This is a genomic window from Pseudomonas sp. SJZ080 (assembly GCF_007828295.1).
GTDB lineage: Bacteria > Pseudomonadota > Gammaproteobacteria > Pseudomonadales > Pseudomonadaceae > Aquipseudomonas > Aquipseudomonas migulae_A.
On the sequence record NZ_VIUK01000006.1, the window covers coordinates 41,667 to 54,428 of the forward strand.

The window sequence follows — 12,762 nt, forward strand, 5'->3', positions numbered from 1 at the left end:
CTGAACCTATGATCGGTCGCCTGGTGGTGGTCGGTCTGGGACTGATTGGCGGTTCGTTTGCCAAGGGGTTGCGTGAAAGCGGCCTGTGTCGCGAAGTCGTCGGTGTCGATCTCGATCCGCAGTCGCGCAAGCTCGCGGTTGAGTTGGGTGTGGTCGATCGCTGCGAAGACGACCTGGCGGTTGCTTGCCAGGGCGCAGACGTGATTCAGCTGGCCGTGCCGATCCTGGCCATGGAGAAAATGCTCGGCCGTTTGGCCGGCATGGACCTTGGCCAGGCGATTCTGACCGACGTCGGCAGCGCCAAAGGCAATGTCGTACGCGCCGCGACCGAAGCGTTTGGCGGCATGCCGGCGCGTTTCGTGCCGGGCCATCCGATTGCCGGTTCCGAGCAGAGCGGGGTGGAAGCCTCCAATGCCGAGCTGTTCCGTCGCCATAAAGTGATTCTGACACCGCTGGATCAAACTGATCCGGCCGCGCTGGCCGTGGTCGACCGTTTGTGGCGTGAACTGGGCGCCGATGTCGAGCATATGCAGGTCGAACGTCACGACGAAGTGCTGGCGGCGACCAGCCATTTGCCACACTTGCTGGCGTTCGGTTTGGTCGACTCACTGGCCAAACGCAATGAAAACCTTGAGATCTTCCGTTACGCTGCCGGCGGTTTCCGCGATTTCACAAGAATCGCGGGAAGTGACCCGGTCATGTGGCACGACATCTTCCTCGCCAACCGCGAAGCTGTCCTGCGCACACTCGATACATTTCGTAGCGACCTCGACGCCTTGCGCGACGCGGTCGATGCAGGGGATGGGCACCAATTGTTGGGCGTATTCACTCGCGCCCGGGTTGCCCGCGAACATTTCAGTAAAATCCTGGCCCGCCGGGCTTATGTGGACGCTATGAACTCCAACGACCTGATTTTCCTGGCACAACCTGGTGGCCGCCTGACTGGGCGGATTCGTGTACCGGGCGACAAATCGATTTCCCACCGTTCGATCATGCTCGGCTCCCTCGCCGAAGGCACCACCGAAGTGGAAGGTTTTCTTGAGGGCGAAGATGCCCTGGCGACCTTGCAGGCCTTCCGCGACATGGGTGTCGTGATCGAAGGTCCGCACCATGGGCGCGTGACCATCCACGGTGTCGGCCTGCATGGCCTGAAGCCTGCGCCGGGCCCGATCTATCTGGGCAACTCCGGCACCTCGATGCGCCTGCTGTCCGGCCTGTTGGCTGCGCAGAACTTCGACAGCACCCTGACGGGGGACGCCTCGCTGTCCAAGCGTCCGATGAATCGCGTGGCCAATCCGCTGCGTGAAATGGGCGCCGTGATCGAGACCGCTGCAGAAGGTCGTCCGCCAATGACCATCCGTGGCGGCAACAAACTCAAAGGCCTGACCTACACCATGCCGATGGCCAGCGCCCAGGTTAAATCCTGCCTGCTGCTGGCGGGGCTGTACGCCGAAGGCAAGACCACCGTCACCGAGCCTGCGCCAACCCGCGACCACACCGAGCGCATGCTGCGCGGTTTCGGCTACCCGGTCACTGTCAATGGCGCAACCGCTTCGGTCGAGTCCGGGCACAAGCTGACCGCGACCCACATTGAAGTGCCCGGCGATATTTCGTCCTCGGCGTTCTTCCTGGTGGCGGCATCGATCGCCGAAGGTTCCGAGCTGGTGCTCGAGCACGTCGGCATCAACCCGACCCGCACCGGCGTAATCGACATCCTGCGTCTGATGGGCGCTGACATTACCCTGGAAAACCAGCGTGAAGTCGGCGGCGAACCCGTAGCGGACCTGCGCGTGCGTGCAGCTAAACTCAAAGGTATCGAGATTCCCGAAGCGCTGGTTCCATTGGCTATCGACGAATTCCCGGTGCTGTTCGTGGCGGCGGCCTGTGCCGAAGGGCGCACCATCCTGCGTGGCGCCGAAGAATTGCGCGTCAAGGAATCGGACCGGATCCAGGTCATGGCCGATGGCTTGCTGGCACTGGGCGTCAAATGCGAACCGACGCCGGACGGCATCATCATCGACGGCGGCCTGATCGGCGGCGGCGAAGTGCATGGTCACGGCGATCACCGGATTGCCATGGCCTTCAGCGTTGCTTCCCTGCGCGCCACTGCACCGATCCGCATTCATGATTGCGCCAACGTCGCGACCTCGTTCCCGAACTTCCTGGCGCTGTGCGCACAGGTCGGTATCCGTGTTGCCCAAGAGGCTCAGTCGTGAATATCAAGCCACCGGTCATCACCATCGACGGCCCGAGCGGGTCGGGCAAAGGCACTATCGCCGGGATTCTGGCCAAGCGTCTGGGCTGGTGCCTGCTGGATTCCGGTGCGTTGTACCGTCTGCTGGCATTTGCCGCGCGCAACCACGGCGTGGACTTGACCAATGAAGAGTCGCTGAAACTGCTCGCGGCTCATCTGGACGTGCAGTTCGTCGGGGCGACCGAAGGTCATCCGCAGCGCATCATCCTCGAAGGTGACGATGTCACCGATGACCTGCGCAACGAACAAGTGGGCGCGTGGGCCTCGCAAGTGGCCGCCTTGCCGGCCGTGCGCGACGCTCTGCTGCAGCGTCAGCGGGCATTTCAGGAAGCACCGGGCCTGGTGGCCGATGGTCGCGACATGGGCACCGTGGTTTTCCCCGATGCGCCGCTGAAGATATTCCTCACTGCCAGTGCCGAGGAGCGTGCGCGCCGTCGATACTTGCAGTTGAAGGGCAAAGTCGATGGTGTTAGTCTGTCGAGTCTGCTAGATGAGATACGTGTCCGCGATGAGCGTGACACCCAGCGAGCGGTAGCCCCGCTCAAGCCGGCGGCTGACGCCATCCAGCTGGATTCCACGGAATTATCCATCGATCAGGTGCTGGAACGCATCATGAGTGAGATCGCCATTCGCGATATCGCCGGATGACCAAGAAGCTTCGCAGGGGACCAGTCATAGTCCTGGGGTGCTTCTTTTAAATGAAACTAACCCACATCGTCTGGGATGTGGAGATGGGCGTATTCTTCGCCCTCATCAACAGGAATTAAAATGAGCGAAAGCTTTGCGGAACTCTTTGAAGAAAGCCTAAAAACCCTGAACCTTCAGGCAGGCTCCATCATCACCGGTGTTATCGTTGATATCGATTACCAAGCTCGCTGGGTAACCGTTCACGCTGGCCTGAAGTCTGAAGCACTCATCCCGCTTGAGCAGTTCTACAACGACGCTGGCGAACTGAACATCAACGTCGGTGACGAAGTTCACGTAGCGCTGGATTCGGTTGAAGACGGCTTTGGTGAAACCAAGCTGTCCCGTGAAAAAGCCAAGCGCGCTGAATGCTGGATTGTTCTGGAAGCTGCCTTCGCAGCCGAGGAAGTGGTCAAGGGCGTTATCAACGGTAAGGTTAAAGGCGGCTTCACTGTCGACGTTAACGGCATCCGTGCGTTCCTGCCAGGTTCCCTGGTTGACGTCCGTCCTGTGCGCGATACTACGCACCTGGAAGGCAAAGAGCTGGAATTCAAGGTCATCAAACTCGACCAGAAACGCAACAACGTTGTCGTTTCCCGTCGCAGCGTCCTCGAAGCCGAGAACTCCGCCGAGCGTGAAGCTCTGCTGGAATCCCTGCAGGAAGGTCAGCAAGTCAAAGGTATCGTCAAGAACCTCACCGATTACGGCGCATTCGTCGATCTGGGTGGCGTGGACGGCCTGCTGCACATCACCGACATGGCTTGGAAGCGCATCAAGCATCCTTCCGAGATCGTCAACGTTGGTGACGAAATCGACGTTAAGGTTCTGAAATACGATCGCGAACGCAACCGTGTTTCCCTGGGCCTGAAGCAACTGGGCGAAGATCCATGGGTTGCTATCAAAGCCCGTTACCCAGAAAGCACTCGCGTTACCGCTCGTGTAACCAACCTGACCGACTACGGCTGCTTCGCTGAGCTGGAAGAAGGCGTTGAAGGCCTGGTACACGTTTCCGAAATGGACTGGACCAACAAGAACATCCACCCTTCGAAAGTCGTACAAGTCGGCGACGAAGTGGAAGTTATGGTTCTGGACATCGACGAAGAGCGTCGTCGTATCTCCCTCGGCATCAAGCAGTGCAAATCTAACCCATGGGAAGATTTCTCTGGCCAGTTCAACAAGGGCGATAAAATCTCCGGCACCATCAAGTCGATCACCGATTTCGGTATCTTCATTGGTCTGGACGGCGGCATCGACGGTCTGGTTCACCTGTCCGACATCTCCTGGAACGAAGTGGGCGAAGAAGCCGTTCGCCGCTTCAAGAAGGGCGACGAGCTGGACACCGTTATCCTGTCGGTTGACCCAGAGCGCGAGCGCATCTCCCTGGGTATCAAGCAACTGGAAAGCGATCCGTTCTCCGAGTACGTTCAAGAGAACGACAAAGGCGCAATCGTTAAAGGCATCGTGAAAGAAGTTGACGCTAAAGGCGCCATCATCACTCTGGCCGACGATATCGAAGCGACTCTGAAAGCCTCCGAAATCAGCCGTGACCGCGTTGAAGACGCGCGCAACGTTCTGAAAGAAGGCGAAGAAGTAGAAGCCAAGATCATCAGCGTTGACCGCAAGAGCCGTGTAATCCAGCTCTCCATCAAGTCGAAAGACGTTGAAGAAGAGAAAGAAGCAATCCAGAGCCTGCGCGACAAGCCAGCTTCGGACACTGCTGCTCCTGGTCCTACCACTCTGGGCGACCTGTTGCGTGCACAAATGGAAAAGCAGAACTAAGTTCTGTCAGACCATAGAAAAAGGGCGACTTCGGTCGCCCTTTTTTGTGCCTGCGATTTGATGCGACCAGGGATGCCTGGCGTGAAAATGCCTGCCCATGAAACCAACAGTCCTGCGAAGCTGTCTCTTTCTTTAATCGGATCAATCGTTTATTTGCAGCTAATCTTTAGCCAAAAGCGAACGCAGTCGGGCAGGGCGCCCGGCATAAGGAAAAGAATGAACAAGCTGATTGTCGCAATAGCATTACTGACATTGGCGGGTTGTACCACTAATGCCAAGACTCATGCAGTGCGCGGGGTTAGTGGTATCGAGGTCGATTGTTCCGGGTTAGGGTCGGGGTGGGAAAAGTGTCACAAGCGCGCAGCCAAGGAGTGCAAGGGAGCTGGTTACAAGGTGGTCACGAGATCCGATGATGCCAAAGACGAAGATGAATATCCTTTCGGCTTCAATCCCGCCGGTTTCGTGACGCGCACCATGCTGGTCATCTGCAGATGAGCAGGGCAAGGCGGGATCAATGCTCGCGCTGAATACCGCTAAAGATATGTCAGACCTCGGGCTGTTCAAATTCTTCCGGGCATGCTAAAACCTTTGAAGCGCTTTTCCTAGCTGCTTGAAAAAGAAGGGAAAAATATGACGAAGTCGGAGTTGATCGAACGAATTGTCACCCATCAAGGGCTGCTCTCATCTAAGGATGTAGAGCTGGCTATCAAGACCATGCTCGAGCAAATGTCCCAATGCCTGGCCACCGGTGATCGCATCGAGATCCGTGGGTTCGGCAGCTTCTCCCTGCACTACCGCGCGCCACGCGTGGGTCGCAATCCGAAAACCGGCCAGTCCGTCAGCCTTGACGGTAAATTCGTTCCGCATTTCAAGCCGGGGAAAGAGTTGCGGGATCGGGTGAATGAGGATGAAGAGAATGATCTCTGATTATCGGCAAGAGGTGTAGATGACTAGCGCAAAGCGAGTAATCGCACTGACGTTGATAGTGTTGCTAGTTACGCTGGTGATCGTATTCATTCTTGAAAACAATCAGCCTGCAGCGCTAACCTTTTTCGGATGGTCTACTCCGCAACTACCGTTAGCAGCCTATATCGTCCTGGCATTGTTGTTCGGGTGGGGCGCCGGTCCGGTAATGAGTCTGGTTATAGGTAAGGGAATCAGGCGTCGAGGCAAGCGCAGAGACGGCTTAAAGGATTGAGCTGGATGAGAAGCGGAGCACTCTATGCAAAGGCCCCGCTCCTGAAACTGCCATTACTCAATCACTGTTCTTGGCGCTCGCAGTCGGTCCACTCCAGAGCGCCTGAAGACAATCAAGTCGGAACAGAAGCCTCAAGCTGGCCTGCATGATATTTCGAGGCGAGAATAATCAGCGGGGCATAAGCGATAACCACTCCCCAAGTACCATCAAGGCCCAATTGAGTTACGCAGTAAGCTATTGGCAACAACCAAAACAAATTGATGGCGCCGACGGCGAGCGTTACTGGTAAATGCTTGCCATATTGGCGTGATGCGAACTGATAGGCATGGCTGCGATGAGCCTCATAGACCTTATCGCCGCGAAGCAGTCGACGTATCAGCGTGAAGGTTGCGTCGACGATGAATACGCCTAACAGAATCAGCCAGGCCCAGAATAAATCTGAAGAAACCCAAGCAGCCTGCAAAGACAAAACTCCCAAGGCAATGCCCAGGAATCCGCTCCCTGCGTCCCCCATGAAAATTCGCGCTGGCGGGAAATTCCAGTACAGGAAGCCCACTACGGCCACGGCCATGGTCAATGGTCCCCAGATAAGCATCGACGCGCCACTTAACCCGTAGAGCAAACATGCGCTGAGACAAGCGGACAATGCTTCAACGCTCGCGATGCCATCGATTCCGTCCATGAAATTGTAAAGATTCAGCAGCCAGACCAGATAAACCACCGCCAGACAATTACCGATCCAATGCAGGTTCAGGGTGATACCGAAAAACACTACCGGAGCAAGCCCACCCAGCCAGGCAAGCGCCCAGATACCGGCTGCAAAATGCCCGAGCAGTCGCCACCGGGCAGCGATATGGCCATGATCGTCCATAAACCCGATAACAGCCACGATCGCTCCGCTTCCGCCTATTGCGATCAGCTGCTGCCAAGGAACCAGTCCCAATACCCCAAAAACCGGTAGTGAAAGCAGGAATGTCACAACGATAGCAACCCCGCCACCACGCGGTGTTGGAATGGTATGGGAGCTACGGGCATTGGGGATATCGATGATGCTTCGAGACAACGCATATCGCCGCAGGGCGGCAGTTAACGCGAGAGAAAGAAGAGCAAGAGCCGGTGCCAGCCACAAGTAAATCATTGTTATTGATGTTCCCGAAAATGCATCGCAGTGTTTCCCAGCGCTTCATTCACGCTCATTGGGAGGCTGCCTGAAAGTTTACGAATAGGGGTGATATCGACTTGGAACGATCCGCACAGTCGCTGGGACATTGCCTTTTTACCCAAGAGAGCGGTGCCTGCGAGGTATGGGAGCAAGTATAACTGGTCCGTCGGGCACCTTTGCCAACTTTCTCGGCAGCGTTATCGTGGTTCATCCGTCCCCCCGTCGCCGTCGACTGTTTCATATTCTGTAACCAACCCATTTTTGACAGACCCCGTACATCGCCTAAGTTTGGAAGGCAGCTTCGGAAAAGCTGCTTTCTCAATCGATGTCATGGAGCTTCACTTATGCGTACTGGCTACTTCTACTCCCTGGTTTTTGCCCTGCTCACCAGCACCTCTGTTGCAGCTGTTGCAGCTGTTGCTGCGCCGACGGCCAAGCCCGGTGCAGACAACGCACCTCTGGTCATGGAGATTTCACCTCAGGTCCAGTCTGACAAGTTGGACTTGAACCACGCCGACGCCTCGACACTGCAGCGTGAGCTGGCCGGCGTAGGGGAAGCGAAAGCCAAAGCGATTGTTGCGTATCGGGAGAGTAACGGGCCATTTTCCTCGATAGATGAACTGCTCGAGGTGAAGGGGATAGGCAAAGCCATCCTGGATAAGAACCGCGAAAAGCTCGAGGTGAACTAAGCTTGTAGATTCAGCGCCAGGGGCCGGTCATTGACCGGCCTTTTTGCATTTTGACGTCAGTAGCGCTTGAGTACCTCCCGTCGGCATGGAAAAAATTACGACTATCATATTGTTATTAGATTATGCCTATAATAAATTCGTTATCGGCCGAAGCGTTCTGAAGCGCGGGCATTGTCTTCCCTACACACTTTTTCAGGAGCACTGTCATGAATTCTCTCCAGACCCAAGGCACAGCCCTAGTCACCGGTGCTTCCTCCGGTATTGGTGCCATCTACGCTGAGCGGTTGGCAGCGCGCGGTTTTGATTTGTTGTTGGTTGCTCGTGATCAGGAGCGGCTGGAGGCGGCGGCGAGCAAGCTACGCGCCGAGCACGGTGTTCAGGTCGAGGTGCTCAAGGCGGATCTGACGCAAAAGGATGATGTACTCAAGCTCGAGCAGCGCCTTCGCAGTGATTCGAGCATCAGCCTGTTGCTGAACAATGCCGGTGTTGCGGCCGATGGTTTGCTGGCCAACTCCGATATGGAGCAGATGGAGCGCTTGATTCAACTGAACGTGACGGCGGTCACGCGGCTGGCATCGGCGGCGGCCGCCAGTTTTGCCAAGGCGGGTCGAGGCACGATCATCAATATCGCGTCAGTGGTGGCGTTGTTCCCTGAGCGTTTCAACGCCACTTACAGCGCCAGCAAGGCTTATGTGTTAAGCCTGACCCAGTCGTTGAATGCCGAGCTCGATGGCACGGGTGTCAAGGTGCAGGTTGTGTTGCCCGGCGTAACACGCACCGAAATCTGGGAGCGCTCTGGTATCGACGCCACCCAGATCCCGGCGGATATGGTCATGGAAGCAGGGGAGATGGTCGACGCGGCGCTGTCGGGTCTGGACCAGGGCGAGCTGATCACTATTCCGTCGTTGCCGGATGCCAGCGAGTGGCACGCCTTTGTTGCGGCGCGACACGTGATGGCGCCAAACCTTTCCAAAAGCAAAGCCGCTGCGCGTTACAAATAAAGCGCCAGCAATCGGCATGAGGATATTGCGGTATGAGTGATCGTCGAGTGGTTGTAACGGGCATGGGGCTGGTGTCGCCGCTGGGTAGTGGTGTCGAAGCGGTGTGGGCACGTCTGTTGTCCGGACGCTCCGGTTTGCGCACTTTGCCGGAGGAAGTCGTGGCGGATCTGCCGGCCAAGGTCGGCGGTGCAGTACCGACGCTGGCCGATGATGCCGAGGCTGGTTTTGACCCGGACCGGGCAACCCCGCCCAAAGAACAGAAGAAGATGGACCGGTTCATCCTGTTCGCCATGGAAGCGGCGCGTCAGGCGATCGAGCAAGCCGGTTGGCAGGCGCAAACCGCTGATGCTCAGGAGCGCACGGCTACCATCATCGGTTCGGGCGTCGGTGGTTTCGGCGCGATTGCCGATGCGGTGCGCACCACGGACAGCCGTGGCCCACGACGTTTGTCGCCATTCACCATTCCTTCTTTCCTGGTCAATCTGGCCGCGGGCCATGTGTCGATCCAGCATGGTTTCAAAGGTCCGCTGGGTGCTCCGGTAACGGCGTGTGCTGCCGGGGTTCAGGCGATTGGCGATGCGGCGCGGCTGATTCGTTGTGGCGAAGCGGATATTGCAGTGTGCGGCGGCGCGGAAGCGGCGATCGATCGCGTCAGCCTTGCCGGTTTCGCCGCTGCCCGGGCCTTGTCCAGCGGTTTCAACGACACCCCGGAACGTGCTTCGCGGCCCTTCGACCGCGATCGCGATGGCTTTGTCATGGGCGAGGGTGCAGGTCTTCTGGTGATCGAATCCCTGGAACATGCTCTGGCTCGTGGCGCGCAACCGCTGGCGGAACTGGTCGGATACGGCACCAGTGCCGATGCCTATCACCTGACCGCGGGCCCCGAAGACGGCAGCGGTGCGCGACGGGCGATGTCGCTGGCGCTGGCTCAGGCGGGTATTTCTGCGGACCAGGTGCAGCACCTCAACGCTCACGCCACTTCGACACCGGTCGGGGATGCGGGGGAGCTGGCGGCGATCAAGTCGTTGTTCGGCTCAGACAACAAGATTGCGGTCACGTCGACCAAGTCGGCCACCGGGCATTTGCTCGGCGCGGCGGGCGGGATCGAGGCAATCTTCACGCTGTTGGCGATCCGCGATCAGATTGCGCCGGCCACTCTCAATTTCGATAACCCGGACCCGGCCACGCAAGGTGTGGATATCGTCCACGGCAAGGCGCGGCCGATGGCAATCGAATACGCGCTGTCCAACGGCTTCGGCTTTGGCGGGGTCAACGCCAGCGTATTGTTCAAACGCTGGCAGGGTTAATCCCGGGGCTCTTTGAGAAATGTGCGTGTGATGTCGAGAATCCGCTGAGCCAGCTCGGGGCTCTCGACACTGCGTGACAGCAGCAACGCCCCGACCAGCGCTGACATGATGAAGATGCTCTGGTCGGCGGCGTTCTCGCCCTCAAGGGTGCCTTGTATTTGTTCGAGCCTCGCGTTGAGTACCACATCCGAAGTCGGGCTTGGCTGTCCACGCAGGCCGAGCTCCGATGACATGGTCGGTAGCGGACACCCTTGATCGGGTGAAGTCTGGTGCCATTCGGACAAATAGGTGTCGATGAACGCCTCCAGCGGGTGCTCCTGGGCGAACAGCTCGGCGCAGACAGCGTCGCATTGTTCGCCAGCCGCCTGCAGGGCTTTTTCGACCAGCTCATCCTTGGATTTGAAATGCGAGTAAAAGCCACCGTGAGTCAAACCCAGTGCTTTCATCAGAGGTTGCAGGCCGGTCGCGCCGATACCGTCACGGCGAAATCGCGCTGAGGCTTCCTTGATGATGCGTTGATGGGTCTGGGCTTTATGGTCCTGCGAGTAACGCATCTGGAATCTCCGCAACAATGCGCCATCTTAACCAATGGAAATTGGATGGTGACTGTACTTCTACTTCTAAAAAGCATGCAGATGCGTCCAACGCCGTCAGAGCTCATCGAATGAGCTGGCACGGATATTGATTACTCGTTCGCTGACGATTGTTGAACAATCATGAGGCGATGAGCATGAACAGCGGACTGTCCCTGGTCGATCACATCACATTGGAATTGCGTGCCGACATCATTGGCGGACGTTTGCTGCCCGGCATGGCGCTGGTGGAAAACGACCTCGTCTCGGCCTACAACGCTTCCCGCAACACTATTCGTGAAGCCTTGCATCGTTTGGGGCAGGAGGGGCTGACCCTTTATGTGCGAAACAAAGGCGTGATGGTGCGCAGGCTCGGGGCCGGGGATGTGCGGGACCTGTTCAACGTGCGTCGCACCCTCGAACTGCAAGCCATCAGCGCGAGCCAGCCGCTGCGCGACTATCAGTCCGACCGGATGCTGGAGGCGCTGGAAGCCACCGAACTGGCCCATGAACGCGAGGACTGGCGTGCCGTCGGTACGCACAGCCTGGCGTTTCATCAACACATCGTCGGGCTGCTGGGCAGTCCGTTGTTCGATGAGTTCTTCACCAATGTCGTCGCGCAATTGCGCCTGGTGTTTTGCACCGCTCCCGATGAGTCGAGGTTCCAGGCGCCGTGGCTGGCGCGCGACCGGCAGATCCATGAGTTGCTCGCCGAAGGTGACAAACGCGCTGCCGGGGATGCCATGAGCCTTTATCTCGACGACTCCGAACAGCTCCTGTTGCAAATGCTTGCTCCACACTCCCATCACTGATCGAGGATTCGTGCCATGTACAAAGACTATCCGGCGGCTTATCAAGTCAGCAAAGGCTCGGCGTTGCAGGTGGACAAAGCCTTTTACGAACGGATCCGCGACAGCAAGGACCGTCGCACGTTGATCGAGCAGTTCGAAGTGCCGATCCGCACCGGTCGCGCCTGGAAAGTCCCGGCCGGACAAGTGTTTCGCGTGACCACGCCGGTCGGTCCGCAAGTCGGCGATTTCAACGTCTGGAACGCCAATGATCCGCGTGAACGCTTGTGGGCGGCGCGAACCCGCCAGTTGCAGGGCGCGCACGTCAGCACCCATGACCGGCTCTGGTCGAACCTGCCTTTTTTACGGCCGCTGGTGACCATCACCGATGACAGCCTGGCCGGTTACGGCATCGACGAACATGGCGGTCGCCTGCACGACTTGCTGGGCACTCGCTGCGATCCTTACGTGAACAAAATGCTCACCGGCGAAGACTTCCATCATCACTGCCACTCGAACCTGACACGTGCCGTGTTGCCCCGTGGCTTGACTGAGTTCGACGTGCATGACGTGCTGAACATTTTCCAGTGCACGGGGCTCAATCACGACGACATGTACTTCATGAAAGCCTGTCCGGCGCAGAAGGGCGATTACCTGGAGTTTTTTGCCGAGATCGATTTGCTGTGTGCGCTGTCGACCTGTCCGGGAGGCGATCTGTCGCTGGCCATGTGGGGGCCGGATGCGCAGGACCCACTCAGCGTGTGTCGCCCGTTGGGGGTAGAGATTTACAGGGTGGAGGATTCGTTGCTGGAAGGCTGGAGCCAACCGGAGCGTGCGGCCTACAAAGGGCTGCATGGCTTGCACATCGCCAAGGCCGATTGGGAAAAATAAACCCAGTCACTTGTAGGAGCGAGCTTGCTCGCGATGGACTCAAGAGCGCCGCGTTTAGCCAGTAAACACGCGTTATCGTTAACGTCCATCGCGAGCAAGCTCGCTCCTAAAGGGTGAAAAACAAACTCCGCTCACAACAGCGGATTTTTGTTTCAGCGGTCCTGCGCATCCTTGGCATCCGCTTGCGCATTGCGTTCAGCGACGCGTTTACGTTGCTCTTCGGTCAGCTCGACCTTGTTGGCGGTGTCACGCAGCATCATCAAACCACCCACGATCGAGCCGATTGCAACGACCAGAATCAACCAGGCATACCAGGGCATAAAGGCTCTCCTTGAGGGCAGGCCGGCTGACGGGTTTCGCCAACCGATCGTGCATACCACTTTGAGCGATTCAGTTTCGCAGTGGTTCCATTCTATGCCTGATCTGCCCGCAACACC

13 protein-coding genes are annotated in these 12,762 nt (G+C 57.8%); 10 read left to right on the forward strand and 3 right to left on the reverse strand.

Annotated features, from left to right (window positions below; all coding sequences use genetic code 11):
- The first annotated feature begins 8 nt into the window (after positions 1–8).
- From FBY04_RS10555 to ihfB, 5 genes are all read left to right on the forward strand, one after another.
- On the forward strand, positions 9–2,216 hold the full coding sequence (locus FBY04_RS10555) for a bifunctional prephenate dehydrogenase/3-phosphoshikimate 1-carboxyvinyltransferase (RefSeq protein WP_235864464.1): 2,208 nt from the start codon (positions 9–11) through the stop codon (positions 2,214–2,216).
- The gene (gene cmk, locus FBY04_RS10560; protein ID WP_084322379.1) at positions 2,213–2,902 is read left to right on the forward strand and encodes a (d)CMP kinase; all 690 of its coding nucleotides are present in this window, start codon (positions 2,213–2,215) and stop codon (positions 2,900–2,902) included. Before FBY04_RS10555 ends, cmk begins: the two co-directional genes overlap by 4 nt.
- A gap of 120 nt (positions 2,903–3,022) precedes the next feature.
- Positions 3,023–4,717, forward strand: a complete 1,695-nt coding sequence (rpsA, locus tag FBY04_RS10565) for a 30S ribosomal protein S1 (protein ID WP_007939922.1) — start codon at positions 3,023–3,025, stop codon at positions 4,715–4,717.
- A 216-nt stretch (positions 4,718–4,933) separates the two neighbouring features.
- Entirely contained in the window at positions 4,934–5,212 is a 279-nt protein-coding gene (locus FBY04_RS10570) for a hypothetical protein (protein WP_084322380.1), read from the forward strand.
- A gap of 135 nt (positions 5,213–5,347) precedes the next feature.
- Positions 5,348–5,644: an integration host factor subunit beta gene (gene ihfB / locus FBY04_RS10575; protein ID WP_008031786.1), complete on the forward strand. Its 297-nt coding sequence runs from the start codon at positions 5,348–5,350 to the stop codon at positions 5,642–5,644.
- Between the two features lie 383 nt (positions 5,645–6,027).
- Here the strand turns inward: ihfB and FBY04_RS10585 are convergent, their stop codons facing one another.
- Entirely contained in the window at positions 6,028–7,053 is a 1,026-nt protein-coding gene (locus FBY04_RS10585; RefSeq protein WP_145315181.1) for a glycosyltransferase family 4 protein, read from the reverse strand.
- Positions 7,054–7,421: 368 nt separating this feature from the next.
- On the opposite strand from FBY04_RS10585, the gene FBY04_RS10590 reads away from it, so the two are divergent.
- The 3 genes from FBY04_RS10590 to fabF all read left to right on the forward strand — a co-directional run bounded on the left by FBY04_RS10590 (position 7,422) and on the right by fabF (position 10,074).
- Entirely contained in the window at positions 7,422–7,766 is a 345-nt protein-coding gene (locus FBY04_RS10590) for a helix-hairpin-helix domain-containing protein (protein WP_145315182.1), read from the forward strand.
- 206 nt (positions 7,767–7,972) lie between these two features.
- Positions 7,973–8,767, forward strand: a complete 795-nt coding sequence (locus FBY04_RS10595; RefSeq protein WP_145315183.1) for an SDR family oxidoreductase — start codon at positions 7,973–7,975, stop codon at positions 8,765–8,767.
- A gap of 32 nt (positions 8,768–8,799) precedes the next feature.
- Positions 8,800–10,074, forward strand: a complete 1,275-nt coding sequence (gene fabF / locus FBY04_RS10600; RefSeq protein WP_145315184.1) for a beta-ketoacyl-ACP synthase II — start codon at positions 8,800–8,802, stop codon at positions 10,072–10,074.
- On the opposite strand, the gene FBY04_RS10605 is transcribed toward fabF, so the two are convergent.
- The gene (locus FBY04_RS10605; protein ID WP_145315185.1) at positions 10,071–10,628 is read right to left on the reverse strand and encodes a TetR/AcrR family transcriptional regulator; all 558 of its coding nucleotides are present in this window, start codon (positions 10,626–10,628) and stop codon (positions 10,071–10,073) included. The genes fabF and FBY04_RS10605 overlap by 4 nt on opposite strands.
- Positions 10,629–10,804: 176 nt before the next feature.
- Here FBY04_RS10605 and FBY04_RS10610 point away from each other — a divergent pair, with 176 nt between their 5' ends.
- Entirely contained in the window at positions 10,805–11,458 is a 654-nt protein-coding gene (locus FBY04_RS10610; protein ID WP_145315186.1) for a GntR family transcriptional regulator, read from the forward strand.
- 15 nt (positions 11,459–11,473) lie between these two features.
- Positions 11,474–12,325 (forward strand): DUF1989 domain-containing protein, encoded by an 852-nt coding sequence (locus FBY04_RS10615; RefSeq protein WP_145315187.1) that lies wholly within the window; start codon positions 11,474–11,476, stop codon positions 12,323–12,325.
- 152 nt (positions 12,326–12,477) lie between these two features.
- Here FBY04_RS10615 and FBY04_RS10620 read toward each other — a convergent pair whose 3' ends face one another.
- Positions 12,478–12,645: a DUF2897 family protein gene (locus FBY04_RS10620; RefSeq protein WP_064678955.1), complete on the reverse strand. Its 168-nt coding sequence runs from the start codon at positions 12,643–12,645 to the stop codon at positions 12,478–12,480.
- Between the last annotated feature and the right edge of the window lie 117 nt (positions 12,646–12,762).

What these genes read in the sequence shown, in the direction of transcription:
- FBY04_RS10555 (WP_235864464.1), top strand. Translation starts at nt 9, where the DNA reads ATGATCGGTCGCCTGGTGGTGGTCGGTCTGGGACTGATTGGCGGTTCG.
- rpsA (WP_007939922.1), top strand. Translation starts at nt 3,023, where the DNA reads ATGAGCGAAAGCTTTGCGGAACTCTTTGAAGAAAGCCTAAAAACCCTG.
- FBY04_RS10570 (WP_084322380.1), top strand. Translation starts at nt 4,934, where the DNA reads ATGAACAAGCTGATTGTCGCAATAGCATTACTGACATTGGCGGGTTGT.
- ihfB (WP_008031786.1), top strand. Translation starts at nt 5,348, where the DNA reads ATGACGAAGTCGGAGTTGATCGAACGAATTGTCACCCATCAAGGGCTG.
- FBY04_RS10585 (WP_145315181.1), bottom strand. Translation starts at nt 7,053, where the DNA reads ATGATTTACTTGTGGCTGGCACCGGCTCTTGCTCTTCTTTCTCTCGCG.
- FBY04_RS10590 (WP_145315182.1), top strand. Translation starts at nt 7,422, where the DNA reads ATGCGTACTGGCTACTTCTACTCCCTGGTTTTTGCCCTGCTCACCAGC.
- FBY04_RS10595 (WP_145315183.1), top strand. Translation starts at nt 7,973, where the DNA reads ATGAATTCTCTCCAGACCCAAGGCACAGCCCTAGTCACCGGTGCTTCC.
- fabF (WP_145315184.1), top strand. Translation starts at nt 8,800, where the DNA reads ATGAGTGATCGTCGAGTGGTTGTAACGGGCATGGGGCTGGTGTCGCCG.
- FBY04_RS10605 (WP_145315185.1), bottom strand. Translation starts at nt 10,628, where the DNA reads ATGCGTTACTCGCAGGACCATAAAGCCCAGACCCATCAACGCATCATC.
- FBY04_RS10610 (WP_145315186.1), top strand. Translation starts at nt 10,805, where the DNA reads ATGAACAGCGGACTGTCCCTGGTCGATCACATCACATTGGAATTGCGT.
- FBY04_RS10615 (WP_145315187.1), top strand. Translation starts at nt 11,474, where the DNA reads ATGTACAAAGACTATCCGGCGGCTTATCAAGTCAGCAAAGGCTCGGCG.
- FBY04_RS10620 (WP_064678955.1), bottom strand. Translation starts at nt 12,645, where the DNA reads ATGCCCTGGTATGCCTGGTTGATTCTGGTCGTTGCAATCGGCTCGATC.